This window comes from Candidatus Avelusimicrobium sp., assembly GCF_050873505.1.
Classification (GTDB): domain Bacteria; phylum Elusimicrobiota; class Elusimicrobia; order Elusimicrobiales; family Elusimicrobiaceae; genus Avelusimicrobium.
This window is the reverse complement of record NZ_JBNMIY010000001.1, coordinates 160422-175772: the sequence shown is the minus strand read 5'-3', so window position 1 is coordinate 175772 and position 15351 is coordinate 160422. Positions and strand designations below refer to the sequence as shown.

18 protein-coding genes and 1 tRNA gene are annotated in these 15351 nt (G+C 43.5%); 10 read left to right on the top strand and 9 right to left on the bottom strand.

What is annotated here, in order from left to right:
* The first annotated feature begins 138 nt into the window (after positions 1–138).
* From ACR0QV_RS00860 to ACR0QV_RS00845, 4 genes are all read left to right on the top strand, one after another.
* Complete coding sequence (locus tag ACR0QV_RS00860) at positions 139–309, top strand: P-loop NTPase fold protein (RefSeq protein ID WP_432634125.1); 171 nt, start codon at positions 139–141, stop codon at positions 307–309.
* A complete protein-coding gene (locus ACR0QV_RS00855; protein ID WP_432634124.1) occupies positions 234–1916 on the top strand; it encodes a hypothetical protein in 1683 nt (560 codons plus the stop codon). Before ACR0QV_RS00860 ends, ACR0QV_RS00855 begins: the two co-directional genes overlap by 76 nt.
* Positions 1917–2060: 144 nt before the next feature.
* The gene (locus tag ACR0QV_RS00850) at positions 2061–2783 is read left to right on the top strand and encodes a helix-turn-helix transcriptional regulator (RefSeq protein ID WP_432634123.1); all 723 of its coding nucleotides are present in this window, start codon (positions 2061–2063) and stop codon (positions 2781–2783) included.
* 19 nt (positions 2784–2802) lie between these two features.
* The gene (locus ACR0QV_RS00845; RefSeq protein ID WP_432634151.1) at positions 2803–2982 is read left to right on the top strand and encodes a hypothetical protein; all 180 of its coding nucleotides are present in this window, start codon (positions 2803–2805) and stop codon (positions 2980–2982) included.
* Between the two features lie 73 nt (positions 2983–3055).
* On the opposite strand, the gene ACR0QV_RS00840 is transcribed toward ACR0QV_RS00845, so the two are convergent.
* Genes ACR0QV_RS00840 through ACR0QV_RS00830 form a run of 3 tightly spaced genes read right to left on the bottom strand, consistent with a single transcriptional unit; the run spans position 3056 to position 4870 of the window.
* Positions 3056–3565 (bottom strand): hypothetical protein, encoded by a 510-nt coding sequence (locus tag ACR0QV_RS00840; protein ID WP_432634122.1) that lies wholly within the window; start codon positions 3563–3565, stop codon positions 3056–3058.
* Between the two features lie 13 nt (positions 3566–3578).
* Complete coding sequence (locus tag ACR0QV_RS00835) at positions 3579–4007, bottom strand: hypothetical protein (RefSeq protein WP_432634121.1); 429 nt, start codon at positions 4005–4007, stop codon at positions 3579–3581.
* 44 nt (positions 4008–4051) lie between these two features.
* Positions 4052–4870, bottom strand: coding sequence for a GIY-YIG nuclease family protein (locus ACR0QV_RS00830; RefSeq protein WP_432634120.1), 819 nt, complete (start codon positions 4868–4870; stop codon positions 4052–4054).
* 385 nt (positions 4871–5255) lie between these two features.
* On the opposite strand from ACR0QV_RS00830, the gene ACR0QV_RS00825 reads away from it, so the two are divergent.
* Entirely contained in the window at positions 5256–5768 is a 513-nt protein-coding gene (locus tag ACR0QV_RS00825; RefSeq protein ID WP_432634119.1) for a hypothetical protein, read from the top strand.
* A 601-nt stretch (positions 5769–6369) separates the two neighbouring features.
* Here ACR0QV_RS00825 and ACR0QV_RS00820 read toward each other — a convergent pair.
* Positions 6370–6445, bottom strand: a tRNA-Val gene (locus ACR0QV_RS00820).
* Positions 6446–6523: 78 nt separating this feature from the next.
* On the bottom strand, positions 6524–7009 hold the full coding sequence (locus tag ACR0QV_RS00815) for a PaaI family thioesterase (RefSeq protein ID WP_432634118.1): 486 nt from the start codon (positions 7007–7009) through the stop codon (positions 6524–6526).
* A 46-nt stretch (positions 7010–7055) separates the two neighbouring features.
* On the opposite strand from ACR0QV_RS00815, the gene ACR0QV_RS00810 reads away from it, so the two are divergent.
* The 3 genes from ACR0QV_RS00810 to ACR0QV_RS00800 all read left to right on the top strand — a co-directional run bounded on the left by ACR0QV_RS00810 (position 7056) and on the right by ACR0QV_RS00800 (position 8545).
* Positions 7056–7685 carry a CYTH domain-containing protein gene (locus ACR0QV_RS00810; RefSeq protein ID WP_432634117.1) on the top strand — a complete coding sequence of 210 codons (630 nt, stop codon included), beginning with the start codon at positions 7056–7058 and terminating at the stop codon, positions 7683–7685.
* The gene (locus ACR0QV_RS00805) at positions 7682–8104 is read left to right on the top strand and encodes a hypothetical protein (RefSeq protein ID WP_432634116.1); all 423 of its coding nucleotides are present in this window, start codon (positions 7682–7684) and stop codon (positions 8102–8104) included. Before ACR0QV_RS00810 ends, ACR0QV_RS00805 begins: the two co-directional genes overlap by 4 nt.
* A gap of 111 nt (positions 8105–8215) precedes the next feature.
* Positions 8216–8545 carry a hypothetical protein gene (locus tag ACR0QV_RS00800; protein ID WP_432634115.1) on the top strand — a complete coding sequence of 110 codons (330 nt, stop codon included), beginning with the start codon at positions 8216–8218 and terminating at the stop codon, positions 8543–8545.
* Positions 8546–8611: 66 nt separating this feature from the next.
* Here ACR0QV_RS00800 and ACR0QV_RS00795 read toward each other — a convergent pair whose 3' ends face one another.
* The gene (locus tag ACR0QV_RS00795; protein WP_432634114.1) at positions 8612–9811 is read right to left on the bottom strand and encodes an ankyrin repeat domain-containing protein; all 1200 of its coding nucleotides are present in this window, start codon (positions 9809–9811) and stop codon (positions 8612–8614) included.
* A gap of 309 nt (positions 9812–10120) precedes the next feature.
* On the opposite strand from ACR0QV_RS00795, the gene ACR0QV_RS00790 reads away from it, so the two are divergent.
* Positions 10121–11071 carry a type IV pilin protein gene (locus tag ACR0QV_RS00790; protein ID WP_432634113.1) on the top strand — a complete coding sequence of 317 codons (951 nt, stop codon included), beginning with the start codon at positions 10121–10123 and terminating at the stop codon, positions 11069–11071.
* A gap of 39 nt (positions 11072–11110) precedes the next feature.
* A complete protein-coding gene (locus tag ACR0QV_RS00785) occupies positions 11111–11551 on the top strand; it encodes a GNAT family N-acetyltransferase (RefSeq protein WP_432634112.1) in 441 nt (146 codons plus the stop codon).
* A gap of 44 nt (positions 11552–11595) precedes the next feature.
* Here ACR0QV_RS00785 and ACR0QV_RS00780 read toward each other — a convergent pair whose 3' ends face one another.
* Genes ACR0QV_RS00780 through ACR0QV_RS00770 form a run of 3 tightly spaced genes read right to left on the bottom strand, consistent with a single transcriptional unit; the run spans position 11596 to position 15294 of the window.
* Positions 11596–12414, bottom strand: coding sequence for a TIGR00730 family Rossman fold protein (locus ACR0QV_RS00780; RefSeq protein WP_432634111.1), 819 nt, complete (start codon positions 12412–12414; stop codon positions 11596–11598).
* A gap of 7 nt (positions 12415–12421) precedes the next feature.
* Positions 12422–14275 carry a 1-deoxy-D-xylulose-5-phosphate synthase gene (dxs, locus tag ACR0QV_RS00775; protein ID WP_432634110.1) on the bottom strand — a complete coding sequence of 618 codons (1854 nt, stop codon included), beginning with the start codon at positions 14273–14275 and terminating at the stop codon, positions 12422–12424.
* A gap of 8 nt (positions 14276–14283) precedes the next feature.
* Positions 14284–15294, bottom strand: coding sequence for a polyprenyl synthetase family protein (locus ACR0QV_RS00770; protein WP_432634109.1), 1011 nt, complete (start codon positions 15292–15294; stop codon positions 14284–14286).
* Positions 15295–15351: the final 57 nt, after the last annotated feature.

Sequence of the window (15351 nt, the reverse complement as noted above, 5' to 3'; positions counted from 1 at the left end):
TCGGAGAAAACCGGAGAAGATACCGCCAAATCCCCTAAAAGAGATAACAGGAAAAAGCCGGTAAATTTATTGCTTTGTTTACTTTTGAGACATTAAAAATAATATAATAATACTAAAATTGATTGAAATGGAAGTAGTATGGAAAGAATAATACATCCTATTGTCCCAGCTATTGAAGAATTTTTAAAAATACCTTGCAAAGACCTGGCTTTATTAATATATGGGCCATGGGGATGCGGAAAGACTTTTTTCTTAGACATTTATTTAAAGAAGAATGGAATGGGAAAAAAACAATTTTTATTTCATTAAAAGGTATTTCTGCGTTAGAGGATATTTCTCAAGAAATTTTTTTACAAATTGCGATGTGCAAATTACCTAAAAATGAAAAACTTTCGAAATATCTTTCTAGATTCCCTATTCTAAAGATGTTTGAAAATATAGATATTCCATATTTAAATACATCTGGTTTAGTGCAGTGTTTAGATAAGAGTGTCATTTCTGGGGTTGATTTAACAAAGTACATTTTTATTTTTGATGATTTGGAACGTCTGTCAACGAATATTGATTATAAAGATGTTCTTTTTTATATTCATAGTTTGTTATTAGAGGGACGTTCTAGCAATGTGATAGTGGTAACAGATAAGGCACACCTTTTTGAAGAAACTGATACATCTTCTGAACAGTATAGCCAAGTATCTAATAAGGTATTTTATCGAGAATTACCTTTTACTCAAAATATTAATGATATTTTTGCTGATTATTTAAAAAAGCGTTACCCTGCTTTAGAAACTCCTCTTTATAAAACCTTATTAACGGCGTCAGTATTAAAAAAAATTTTTATTGAAAATACCACACAAAATTTGAGATATTATAATCAGTTTTTTGACGCTTTTTTTGCCATTTGGCCTTATTTTGATAAAATAAATTTTCCTTCTAATGAAATAAGACAAGATGTATTAAATGAATTGTGGATAATATTGTGGTATGAATATATTTTTTTACAAGTAACACCGCCTTCGTCAAAAGCGGAATTTATGTATCCATTTGAGAGATTCTCTATTTTTCCACCTAAATATCGATTTGTTCATCAGTTTTGCGAAAATGGTATTTTAAATGTCCACCAGTTACAACAGGAAATTTCTGAACGTTTAGTTTATTATACTCAACGGGATCCCATTGGCGGAGCTCTAAACCGTTTAAATCATTTTGATAATTATTCATATGATGAAGTAAGTAAAGCTTTAAAATCTGTTGTACAAGAATATCCAAAACTTAATGATATTGATTTACTGCTTGATATCTATTCCTGTCTTAGTTTCTTGCGGGAAGTGGGATTTATTCCTGGGCAAGAATATTCAAAAATTGTTTTCTCATTGCGTCTTCATATTCGACAGGTAGTACTCGCTTCTTCTTCTGCGAATTTATTATCACAGAGTAGCGGGCATTTGTTATGTAGGGTTAATAAAGAAATACAAGATTTTTGGACGAGATTATACAATGAACATAAAAAATTTTTAGAAGAAAAATATATCAAATTGTTTTTACAAGCCGATTTTGATAATCCGGAATTATTACATTATTGTGAATCGGCAACGCCTCAACAAAAAGAGAAATTATGGAAACAGCTCTACGAAAATCGAGTTCATTTAGCACGACAAGGAAAACTAATTGATTTTGTGCGGTTTATGTTCCATAAAATGCCGAATACTATTCTTAAAACAAAAGAAGTAGACTCTTTTATTCAGACTTATTTATCTGAGGCTAGTAGTCCCTGTGAAATAGAAGTATTGCGTCGTTGGGTTTTACGATTTGTGGCTAGCTGGGGAACTCCATGTTATAAAAAATACGCCGCAAAACTCAAAAGACGTAGCTTGAGTTTAGTAAATCGATATAATAAGCAAAAAAAATTGTGTTAGTTCGTATGTTTTTATTATTTTGTCACTTTAAATTATGTTTTCTTAACGGCTGCCTTGAAAACTTAATATTATTCCTTGTAGTATTGTGCATGTTAAAGAAAGTAATTATGATTGAAATCCTACAAAACTTGTGAAAATAAGGTTATGCAACCGAAAAATCTTAAAAAATTAAACCGTTTGTTGTATTTGCTTAATATCTTGGACGGCGGGGAAATCCGCGTTCCGCGCGAAGCGCGCGAATTGGATGTGACCGAGCGTACTATCCAGCGTGATATCAATGATATTGATGCGGGCGGATTTCCCGTCTATAAAGCCGCGCCGGGGGTATATAAATTTACAGAAGGGTTTTCGCTTAAAAAAATGAATTTAACGCAAGCGGAGGCATCGCTCTTGCTTGTTATGCAAGATGTGATTTCCCCGCTGGGCAAACCGTTCCAAAATTCACTTGCTTCGCTCCGGCAGAAGGTGCTAAACGCGCCCGAAGAATCCCCGTTTTATATCAAAATGCCCGCGGGCAGTAAATACGAGGAAACCAAAATTACGCGCGTGTTGGAGAAAGGCATCCGTACGCATACGGAAGTTTTAATGTCCTTGGCGGCCGATACAAGCCGGAAGTTAACCTACGAGCTAAAACCGCTTAAAATTATGAATTATGACGGCTTTTGGTACTTGCTTGGCATCAATGCCTATAAGGAAGTGCGAAAATTTCGCTTGGACCGCATTTTGGATGCAATCAATACGGATAAGAGTTTTAAACCTACGAAAAACATCCAAAAAATACTACAAGAGAGCCAAAATATCTGGTTTGGCGAGAAACGGGATAAAAAAGTGAGTTTTTGGGTTCCGGGAGTTTGCCTCGTATTTTGAGAAAAAAGCGTATTTCCCGCTGCAAAAAATCCTCAAAAAGCAGAAAAACGGAGAGATTTTGGTGGAAACGTGCATATCCAATTATCGCGAAATTATCCCTACGGTACTTAGTTGGTTGGAACATATCACGCTAGTGGAACCGGAAGATTTTAAGACTCTTATCAAAGATATTTTGGGGCAGGCTATCCGAAGGCTATAGAATTGTATATAATTAATCTCCGCATAAAGTACGCAAAATATGCGTACTTTATGCGGAGTTCTTTGTTTTTTGCTTATTTAAGCAAAAGTTCCCACTTGTCTTTATACTGGTCCAACCAGTTTGAGGGAATATCGGGCGATTCTTTATAGGCTGGTTTTATACGACGTAAGATTGTATCTTTATGTGCTTGTCCTTGTTTTCCTGGGGTGTTTAACCAATCTTGATGAGTTTTTTTCAAAATTTCCGCTACTTCTTTAGCGGGCATGATGTATGTTTTCGGTTGGTACTCATCGGTCCATTTTATGGGCAAACTGACAAAAACATAGAATAAATCTTTATCACAAATATTCTCATGTTTTTGTTTCATCATCCATCCTTCATCTGCCGATTTACCATCGGTACGAGTTTTTACTTGAATACGAATAGGACTTTCGTGAGAAGGATGAATTGCCAAAATATCTATGTCTTTCGTATTTTCTGGTGCTAGGCCGGCAGGAATGGCCAATTCTTTGGCGATCCGCGCGAGGACATAATGCTCACCTGCGGAACGAATGAATGCTTTATCGTGCTCTTGATCTTTCATACTAATTCTCCTTTTATTTGTTGTTATTCCGTTGCCACTCTTGTATCTCCCGTTGGCATTCTTTAATTTGATTTACCAAGCGTTCTTCCGTATATTGGTCTGACCGGGAAAGGGAGTCTGTTTCCCGTTTATAACGGGAAGAAATTTCCTCGGCTTTTCTTTTGTATTGCCGGGTTAGTTCTTCTACTTCTCTTTGCCAGCGTTGCTCGATTTGGCGTTTATGTTGCTGGAAAGAATCTTTCTCCCGTTTTTCCTCTTGTTCTTGCTGACGCAAGCTGGCGGTTTGCTTTTCGTAACGGCGCATTCGCAGCGTTTTTAACTCTTCCGCGGCACGGGTGATTTTATTTTTTAAGTCATGGGGCAGCTGGTAGGGTAAATTCCCAACATAACTATGGTATTGCCTTTCTATTTCGGATTTTTCTGAATTTGAGAAGAAAAACATATTGTCTCCTTGTTCTTATTTAGCATTACAACTGTCGCTTTTGATTAATTTTTGTTATAGCCGTGTTTGCGGGTGGCTAAAACTGTTTTCCACCAATCTTCTCTATCTTTAATTATCTTTTCATCTGTATTGAAATTATAGTTCTCTAAGAGAGTATAGTGAAAATGACGCTGGATGTAATCAAAACTCAACTGTTTTAGTTCTTTATTGCCACCGTGTCCGTTTTTTATATATTGTTCCCACCGTTGCAATAATCCCTCTTGGTTTCCTGAGGCGGACCCCACATACAGGTTGCCAGTTTTGCTATCGGTAATTAGATACACCCCTTTTTGATGAGTTAATGCTTGTATCCAATCAACTTTTTTACAATCTAAAATATGTTGTAGTTGATACCAAGACAGATGTACTTTATCATAGCCTGGAAATTTATCCCCGTTATAATTCTCTGGCAGTAATTCCAATACTTCCAGTTGGTTGCGTAAAGTGTTTGCTTTGCGGATAACAGACATAAAAGACTTGTGAAACTGTATAATTAAACGGCCGAAATAAGGGTGATATTCTTTTAATTCTTGGCCCTCATAATGTACCCCATTTTTTATAGGCAAAATTTTGGTGATTTCTTTAACAGTAGTAAGGAGCCAGCGGCTATGGGACATTTTGATTAAACAAATGGCTATATCACCTGTTTGAAAGCGGTTTTTGTCGTTTTCCCAAAATAGCCAATTGTTGTCGATTTCTTCTGGATTTTGCAGCCAGATTTCTAAAGGATTTTTTCCTTCAGGATTCGTTTGGTTAAATTTAATTTTGACTTTATTCCAATCCACATCAAACACATCTTCTAAATAGAGTTTTTCTTTTTGCATAGTATGTCCTCCTTATGTGCATTTAGCCTTACAAAAAATGTTAGAAAATATTTCCGACAAACGTTTGTCGCTTTTGATTGGTAAGATAAATTAGGCAAGAAAAAAGCGGCAATCTTTCCGGGTAGCTGAGAACCGACCCAAAACGATATGCCGCCAGCACGCTCCCGAAAGGGGGCGTGCTAAAAGACGGCTTCGTTTTCGTTTCTCAGCTCGCCGGAGTAATCCGGCGGGGCTATGCCAGACGCATAACGCCAAAAACAAGCCAAAAGCAAATTGTATTTACAACAACTCTTATATTATAACCTTTTTTCCAAGAAAATGGAGTTGCTGAAAAAGGACAACTTGCACGCCGGAAAAGTCATACTAACAGTTCCAAGGAGTAATTATGCAAACTAAGAAAAAACAAGAAAATATAGATAATTTACAATCAGGAGAACTGGTTGTTTTGAAGAAGAAAACTTTGCGGGAATCTTTATTAACGGTTTCAAGTGTTGTTTACCAGTCTGGGAAAATGGGTCAGGCGACGGCTGTTTTTCTTCTTGGAACTACATCAAAAGATAAATTTTTTGAACAAATAGTGGCTGGGAGTACAGGGATAGATTCTTGGAAATTGGCTAGTGGTTATTTTACAAAACAAGAATATGGCGCTATTCGCGAAGAACTGGACCGTCTTGTGCTGTTGCCCATATTTATAGATGACGAGCCTGGGGTAAACGGGGCAATCATTGTAGAGCGGACATTTTGTTTGGCAGAATCTTTACAAAAGAAAGGGGAGCATTTAAATCTTATTGCAATACATACATTTGGCAAATGTTTATCTTCCGAAGATAAAAAGAAATTACAAAAGCTTGCGTCCGAACTATCGGTAGCAGTAGTTATTGTGGAAAGAGAAAAATAGTAGTAAAAAATGTTTCTTATTTATTCTCTTTAAAAGCCTGGCGTGACTGGATAATGTGGGAACCGACAGAGGGCTGTTGTTTTCTTTTGGTATCATAAACTTGACGTATTTGGCCTAAGTAAGGCGTAATAGTTCAGGAGGAATAATGATTACATTTGAGACAAATCATTTGGTAGAAAAATTTTTATCGGACGTAGGCTATCAAGCCAAGACGCCTTCCAAGCGGAGGAACAAACTGTAATTTTACAAGGACGTCTATATGACGAAACATACCATTATGCGGTATATCAACTTGTGCTATTTATTGCCGTCTATTGTTGCGGATATCTGGGAATATAACCATCCACTCAATATGAGTTTATAAGAGTTGATGAATTTGGCGGAAGGGGAAAGCGATTTTATGGCACAGGAACAGCTGTGGAGCCAGGGAAGTGAATCCTCCCAATTTCCCCATTAGAGAACAAGGCCCGTTTCCGGGCCTTGTTCGTCTCTGCAAATACTACTCCAAGACCCGAATAGATAAAAATTCCAGTCGCGCTCCGTCGAACGCGCGCCAAAGACCCCAACAAAAAAAGCACCCCATATGGAGTGCCTTTTAAAATGGTGGACCGGAAGGGACTTGAACCCCTGACCTCCTGCGTGTAAAGCAGGCGCTCTACCAACTAAGCTACCGATCCAAAGATCAATTATCCTTAACTAGGACAGTTATTATTTTAGCAAAAATAATACGCAACTTCAACTATTTTCCTAAAATCTTACTCTTCCACCTTGGGCGTAGTGCGGGCCCACTCGTCGGCTTCCGGGCCCCATTTGTCCTTTACCGCCTGCGGAATTTTAAATAAAATACTCGTGCACTTGGCCGAAACGGTACCGTCCGGCAGGATGATTTCGCCCTCCACTTGCGCGCGGGAGCCGCCGTCGCGCAGGACGCGCCCCACGGCTTTTAGCGGGGTATTCGTCGGCGTGTTGTGCTTATATACCACTTCCATTTTTAGCGTAACCATTAGGCGGTTAAAATCGTTATCCAGCAAAATCGCGCGGCCGGAGGTTTCGTCCAAAATCGTGGCGATAATGCCGCCGTGTACCGTGCCCGGGTACGAGCAATAATCGTCCGACAGCGTGAAAGTGGTTTCAATTTGTTTGTTTTCGTAATCGTTGAACCACTCCAATTTCAGGCCCAGCGGGTTGTTTTTCCCGCAGGCAAAACAATGCAAAGAGGTGGGTTGACGTAATTTTTTCATAAGCGTTCTCCTAACTTTTATTATACTTTTTTGCTAAACTAATTTTATGCCAAACATAGAAACAGAATTTAAATGGGACGCTAATTCGCCCCGTGCGTTTTTTAAGGTGCTGGATGCCGTTCGTCAGGTTTCTACGGCGCACCTTGTAAAACCCCGAACCTTGCACATTTGCGATACTTATTTGGATACGCCCAATCACTTTTTTGAGCAGAATAAAATCGCTTTCCGCGTGCGGAATGCCGACGAAAAATGGGAAGCCACCTTCAAAACCCGTACGGAAGTAAAAAACGGCCGGGCCGTCCGGCGGGAGGAAACCTTGCCTATGCCACGCGTTAAAAATTTGGCACAGGCGTTATCGTTTTTGGCGGATAAAAAAGAGTGGGGAAAATTGCCCTTAACGGGGTTAAAGCCGCTTTTTTCGTTGCGCAACAAACGGACCTCGTATGATATTTTGTATGCCGGAGCGGCGGCCGAACTTTCGCTGGATAATTTTGTGATTTATGTGTGCGGTCGGCGCGTGCTGATGAAGGAAGCGGAATTGGAATTAAAGCAAGGCACGCCTGAAAAACTGGACGAATTGGCGCGGTGCATTACGCACTTTTCCGGGCTCTCTTATGCGCGTGTTTCCAAGGTCAAAACGGCTACGGCGTTGCTTGCGCTGTGGGGGGAGAAATGACCGCTTTTTTTGCGCTTGTGTTTAGTTTGGTAGCCCCCGGTGCCGGGCAGATTTTTACCGGCCATTACGCCGAGGGTATCATCTTGGGCGTGGTGTTTGCGCTGGGCAAAAGCGTGCTTTTGCCGCTTGTTTTACGCGTGCTAAAAGTGGAATCTTTAAAGCGCACCCTGCAATTTTTTTACGCTTGCAACTGGTGCTATATTTTGCTGATTGCATACGCGGTTTGTTCGGCAGTTTGGCACGGGTTTTACGCGCAGCATACGCACGCGTGGTATGCCATTTTGGCGGCGCTGGCGATTTCGCTGGCGTACCGCAATACGCTAAATGCGTTTGTTTTTACGGCGCTTTGCGGGCGCACGGGCGTATATAGCATTTTGCGCCAGAAAAAGCAATCTCCGACGGAAAAAATAGAAAAATAAGCACTTGATTTTTTTGAAAAAATTATTTTACGACGAGAAAATGTTTGCAATTTAAAATAATTTGTGCTATTATTTTTATGAGGTTAAAACTAATTGTCTCGGGAGAGAAAAATGGCTGTTAAAAAAACCGTGAAGAAGGCCGCCGCAAAAAAACCGGCCGCCAAAAAAGTAGCCGTTAAAAAGGCCGCAGTCAAGAAACCTGTTAAAAAGGTTTGCAAAAAAGCCGGCTGCGCCAAAAAAGCCTGTGCAAAAAAAACCGTGAAGAAAGTAGCCGTCAAAAAGGCAGCAATCAAAAAAACCGCCGTTAAAAAAGCGGCTGTTAAGAAAACCGTGAAAAAGGTTGCTGTTAAAAAGACTGCTAAAAAAGTAACCGTAAAAAAAGCCGCCGCCAAGAAACCGGCCGCTAAAAAAACGGTAAAAAAAGCAACAAAAAGAAAATAATTTAAGTTCCAGCAAACAAGGCCGACGGGCAGCAACCCGCCGGCCTTTTTTGCTACACCGGTTGATTTATTCTTTTGCTCCGGCAGATTTTAACAAGTCTATGATTTCCGTATATCCTTTCTGTTCTGCCAATTCCAAGACACTCTTTCCAAAATGGTTTTTGTAATTTACATCCGCGCCGGATTCTATTAAAAGTTTAACGAGTTCCACGTGGTTTTTCTTTATGGCAGCCATTAGGACAGATTCTGTAAACCGGTCTACAAAATTCACATCAGCGCCTTGTTCAATTAAGTTTTTAACTTCTTCCAGTTTTCCCTTCTTAATCGCTTTTAAAAGCGGGGTTTCCCCAAATTGATCGGGTGTATTGATAGGCGTTGTTGGCGGGATTAAAAAGAGAACCATTTCTCCTTTGATGGGGACCGTCATCGCCTTATGCCCAGACTTTAAGGTGGAGTGCATAACAGGTGTATTGGCTGGAATTTGCTGCAATAGTTGATTTTGTAAATTGACAATCTGTTTCCAAATTTTTTTATTTTCGGGGTCTATTTGGGTAATGACCAACTGATAGTCTTTAAGTGCCCCTATTAAATCATTTTGAAATACTTCCGCAGCCGCACGGCCGACATAACCCAATGGTTCTTGCGGATAAAGCGTAATAAACTGGGAAAAATCTTCTATGGCTCCGGCCAAATCCCCCAATTCTTTTTTGCACTGTCCTCTTCCCCACAAACTGCCGCCGGCCTGGGGGGATATCTCCAAAACTTTATTAAAATCTTCCATAGCGCCAGCATAATCTTTCAGTTCCAGGCGGATGTGTCCGCGGCTGTTGTAGGCTCTATCTGATGGGGGTATTCGGGAAATCAACTTATCAAATGTTTTTAGTGCAGCGGGCAAATCGCCTAATTTTTGTTCCATTTCTCCTACTTTGCCCAATGCTTCCATATCGTCGGGATTGGCATCAACAGCCCTTTGATACCCGCGCAAAGCCAATTCGGGATGTCCCAATAGTTCATTGGTATAGGCCCACAGATAATGAGGATCAGAATAATGCGGGTCCAAATCAGTGGCTTTTTTAAGCAACGCACTAAATTCTTCCCGTGGCATATCAAACACTTCGCTTGGGTTCCATAAAGTGAGGGCTTTAAGATAATAGAGTTTGGCTTTGTTTGGGTAGGCCGCAAGAGCCTCATCACACACAGCCAAGACTTGTTCCGAGTCCGTTTCTAGCAAATCTTCAATTTTCTTTATGTATTCTTCTGCGGTCATCGTGTTCTCCTCAATATTCTCAATGTTTTTATTAACTATAATTCTATTATATATAATAGCGCAACATAAATTCCTCGCGGAGGACAAGGGAAAAGGGCTTTTTATAAAAAAGCGGTCATCCTGAACTTGTTTCAGGATCTACCTGTTGGGTTGTGTTTTTTTGTCTGTTCTCTGTAAAGGGGTTGTTTCTTTTTTTTTTTGTTAAAATTTTGATAAATCGTGCTTGCCATACCCGGATGTATCCGCTGTATAAAAACGCGTATAAAAGGCCGTTTTGCTTAAATATAAAGGCCTTAACAAGGAGAAAAAATGAAAGGATTTAGTAATGTTTTGTCATCCCCGAGTGTCTGCCGGCGTGGAGCGTTCGGGGATCTGTTTTTATTAAAAAAGTGGAAAACGACAGATACTGGACAGAAACCTTCCAGTATGACACTTAGTTTTATAAACGACAGATCCCGGATAAAGACCTTCCGGGATGACGACAACAACCTTGTTTGGGGCGGTCGTACGGCAAATACCTTATTAAAAAAGGAAAACGACAGATTCCCGACTACAACACTCGGGAATGACAACAACTACTACAACGGCAACGACAGATCCCGTATAAAAGCACTACGGGATGACGGCAATAACAATCACTACAACGACAACAACGGATCCCCGAGCCCTGCGGGCCGCCAATTCCTCGGGGATGACAACAACGACAGATCCCGTAACCCTGCGGGCCGCAAAACCCTACGGGATGACGGCTTAACAACAAGTGTTCGCACTCCTAATACTTTTCGTACGGCAACCGCAGGTTTTACCCTTATAGAACTCCTAGTCGTCGTTCTTATCATTGGCATATTGGCGGCGGTGGCCGTGCCGCAATATGAAAAAGTGGTAGAAAAAACGCGCGCTATGGAAGCCGTTGGCCTGGTGCGTTCGGTGCGCCACGCGCAGGAATTATATTATATGCAGAACTCACGGTATGCGTCTTCTTTGGATTCGCTCACGTTATCGTTCCCGCAATCTCTGGCAAAAAATTTCCATTGGGATGGTCCTGAGCAACTAAAAAACGGGCGTTTTGCTATTTCCCGCTCGGCTGAAAAATATTTTTATATTATTGTGGCGTCTGGCGATTTCCGCGGCGTACATTTGCCCGGGAAAATCTATTGTGCGGCTCAGCCAAGCAACCAAAAAGCGGTAGAAATATGCAGCGAAATCGGAGCCTCGGAAGAGGACAGCGACGGCTCTTGGCGGCGGTTTGTAATCCAGTAGATTTTTATTTGTAACGGTAAGTATCGTATAATAACTATTATGAAAATAGTTGAAGTAAGCCACCGCGGGCCGCAGTTGGTGGCGCAATTAGTAGCCGTGTGGGAAAATTCCGTGCGGGAAACGCATTTGTTCCTCTCCCCGGTGGAAATAAGCAAAATAAAAAACTATGTGCCGCAGGCGTTAAGGCAAGTGGAGCATTTAATCGTGGCGGAAGAGGGCGCCCCGGTTGCCTTTATGGGTGTAGAAAAAGGGCGGCTTGAAATGCTATTTGTTGCTCCCAAAGAGAGGGGAAAAGGCCTCGGCCGCCGGCTGGTCCAATACGCGCTGGCGCATTATGGCTTGCGTGAACTTACGGTAAACGAGCAGAACCCGCAGGCGGTGGGCTTTTACGAACAGTTAGGATTTATCACCTACAAACGGACGGATTGCGACGAGCAAGGCAACCCATACCCGCTTTTGTATATGAAGTATATTCCATAAAAAAGCCCCGCTATTTGGCGGGGCTTTTTGCGCGCTTTTGAGCGTTATTTAATTTTGTAGAACTTGGCGATGATGTCCCAGGCTTCTTCGGCAGTTTCCACCGTGGCGCAGGATTCGGCTTCTTCGGGCGAAATCACGCCATAAGAGGCCAAGCCCGGAATATTAACTACCGTATTCCAGAACTCTTTGCCCACTAAAACTATCGGGATTTCCTGCTTTTTGCCCGTTTTAACAAGCGTTAAAATTTCAAACAGTTCGTCAAACGTGCCAAACCCGCCGGGGAACACCACAAAGGCTTTTGCGCGCATTACCAAATGCAGTTTGCGGATGGCAAAATAGTGGAACAAAAACGCCAAATTTTTGGTGATGTACGGATTGGGGTGCTGTTCGTGCGGCAGTGTGATGTTCATACCGATACTGCGTCCGCCGTTTTCAAAGGCACCACGGTTGGCGGCTTCCATTAAGCCCGGGCCGCCGCCCGTAACCACGGCAAAGCGGTCGCCGGCGTGCTGTACCACGATTTTGGCGAATTTGCGCGCTTCGTCGTAATATTTGGAAAGTTTAGCCAAACCTTCGGCTTCGTACACGCGGTTTTGCAAATTCTTGTCGGACGGGTCTTTGGCAAGGGCTTCCTTGGCGGCTTTGAGTTTGGCGGCCGCATCCTTTTCCTCGCGCACGCGCGCACTGCCAAAGCAAACCACCGTATCGGTTACGTTGAAATGGCGGAGGTAAATTTCCGGCTTCATTACCTCTAATTCCATACGCACGGGGCGCATAATGTCCTTCTTCAAAAGCGCAATATCTTCATACGCTTTAATATAAGAATCTTCGTGCTCAATGGCTTGTTGTTCTTTGGTAGTCATAAAGTCCTCACTTTATCCATTTTAAAATATGGTCCGTCATTTGTTCGGCATTGAGGCCCAACTTATCAAACAAGTTAGCCACCTTGCCGTGCTCCACAAATTCGTCGCCTATGCCCAGGCGCAGGAGTTTGAAATTGGCCTGTTTGTCGGCCAGATATTCGGCCACGGCCGAGCCAAAACCGCCCGCCAGCATATTATCCTCTACGGTAACCAAATGCTTGGAAACCTTTAAGGCTTCGTCAATCAGTTGCGTATCCAACGGTTTGACAAAGCGCATATTGACGACTCCGCAATCAATTTTATGCTTTTTGAGCGCTTCGGCCGCCGCCAAGGCTGGGTGCACGCGGTTGCCAATGGCCAAAATGGTAACATCCTTGCCTTTTTTTAGCCATACGCCCTTGCCGATAGGCAAATCTTGGGGTTCGTCGTCTAATTTCACGCCGAAGCCCGCTCCGCGCGGATAGCGCAGCACAAAGGGGGCTTTTGCGTCAAAGGCGGTTTTAAGCATATGTTGCATTTCGTTTTCGTCCGCCGGGGCGGCCAAAATCAAATTCGGGATGTCGCGCAGGAAACTTAAATCAAACACGCCGTGGTGTGTGGGACCGTCCTCACCCACCAAGCCCGCGCGGTCCAGCGCAAACACAACGGGCAGTTTTTGCAAGCAAATATCGTGCAAAATCTGGTCGTAGCAACGCTGGGCAAAGGTAGAATAGAGCGCGACAATAGGCTTTACGCCGCCTGCCGCAAGTCCGGCCGCAAAGGTGGCCGCGTGTTCCTCGGCAATGCCTACGTCAAAATAGCGGGAGGGGAATTTGTCGCGGAACGCGTCTAACCCCGTTCCTTCGGGCATTGCGGCAGTAATGGCGGCAATGGACGCGTCCTTTTCCGCCAGTTTCAAAAGCGCGTCGGAAAACGCCTTCGTAAACGTGAGCGCGGAAGATTTGCCCAAGGAATCGCCCGTTTCCACATCAAAAATACCGATACCGTGGAACTTGGTCGGCTTTTCCTCGGCGGGCTTGTAGCCCTTGCCTTTTTTGGTAACCACGTGCAGCATTACCGGGCCCTTTACGTCCTTTAAGTTTTCCAGCACCTCAATCATTTCGTTGATGTCGTTCCCGTTTACGGGGCCGAAATAACGGAAGCCCATTTCCTCAAACAGCGTACCGGGAAACAGGATAGAGCGCGCCCGCTTGGCGAGTTTGGCCGCATTGTTTCCCAGTTCGTCAAAGCGTTTTAAAAAGTTGGTGGCCTTTTCTTCGGCCAGTTGCATATATTTGGTGGTCAGCAGTTTGGTTAGCGCCTTGCCCAAGGCTCCCACGCGCTTGGAGATAAACATCTGGTTATCGTTTAAAATAACCAGCATATCCGTGCGCAAAAGCCCCGCGTTTTGCATTGCTTCATACGCCATCCCGCCAGTCAAACACCCGTCGCCCACCACCGCAATTACTTTGTTTTTTCCCTTGCGTTGGTCGCGCGCGATAGCCAGCCCCAGCGCGGCGGAAATAGCCGTGGAGGCGTGCCCCGCACCGAAGGTGTCGTATTCGCTTTCCGTGCGTTTGGGAAACCCGCTAAGACCATTTTGCGTGCGAATAGTGGAAAATTCCTTTTGGCGGCCCGTGAGCAACTTGTGCGCATAGGCTTGGTGGCCGGTGTCAAACACAATTTTATCCTCGGGCGTATTAAAAACATAATGCAGGGCCGTGATAATTTCCACCGCGCCCAAACTGGAACCCAAGTGCCCGCCGTTGTGGCTGGCGGTTTCTATAATTACGTGGCGCAATTCCTCGCACAGCGTGGGGAGGAGTTCCTTTTTAATCAGGCGTAAATCGCGCGGATTTTGAATACTGGGGAGAACTTTCATATTACTCCTTAATACGTTCTGGTTTTGAAAAATTCCGCCATTTCGTACAGCGGCCACAGATTGCTCTTTTTGACGTTTTTAAGGGCGTTTAACGCCTTTTGCGCGTTAGCGATTAACAACTGCGCGTGTTTGCGGCTGCCCTCTAACCCGTACAGGCTGACGAAGGTCAGTTTGCCGTTTTCCTTGTCGCTGTTGGATTTGCCCAACTGCTTGGCAGAGGCCGTAACGTCCAAAATATCGTCCACGATTTGGAACACAAGGCCGATACAGTTGGCGTACTTTTTAATCAAGGTTAAGTCGCTGCCCTTGGCTCCGGCCAACAACGCGCCCGTTTCCACACTGCCGCGGATTAACGCACCCGTTTTGTTGGCGTGGATGTAGTTCAAAATGGTTTCAGGTGTGGTTTCCTTAACCGTGGAGGGAAGCATAAAATAGTGTAGGGATTTATCCGCAAGCGGTTTAGAGATTTTGCGGATTTTGTCCGCTCTCGTGCTGGCCGCATCGGCGGCGCCCATCCCTTCGGCATACACGTCGGCCACTTGTCCGCCGACCATACCCGAAGCACCCGCACAGTTGGCAAAGTTCATCAGCGCGTTTAAGGTGTTTTCCGCACCGATGGCTTTTACCTTGCCGTTTTGCGCAAACACTTCAAACACATACGTCAAAAGCGCATCGCCCGCCAACAGGGAAAGGTCCTCGCCGAACACTTTATGGTTGGTGGGTTTGCCGCGGCGCAGGGAATCGTTGTCCATAGACGGCAAATCGTCGTGGATTAAAGAATAGGTGTGCAACATTTCCACGGCGCAGGCGGCGGGCATTACGTCAGCCGCTTTTTTGCCGAACGCTTCGGCGGTGGCCATAAGCAAAATAGGGCGCACGCGCTTGCCGCCGGCTTCCAAGGAATAATCCATTGCGTCGGTCAAAATTTTAGGAGAGTTTTTGATTTTGGAAATATATTTGGAAAGATTTTTTTCCACCAACTTGGCACGGTCTTTTAGATATACGTCAAACTTATTCATAGTAATAACCTCGTGGTACGGACTTTATTTTATTATACCTTATATTGAGCCCGCCGC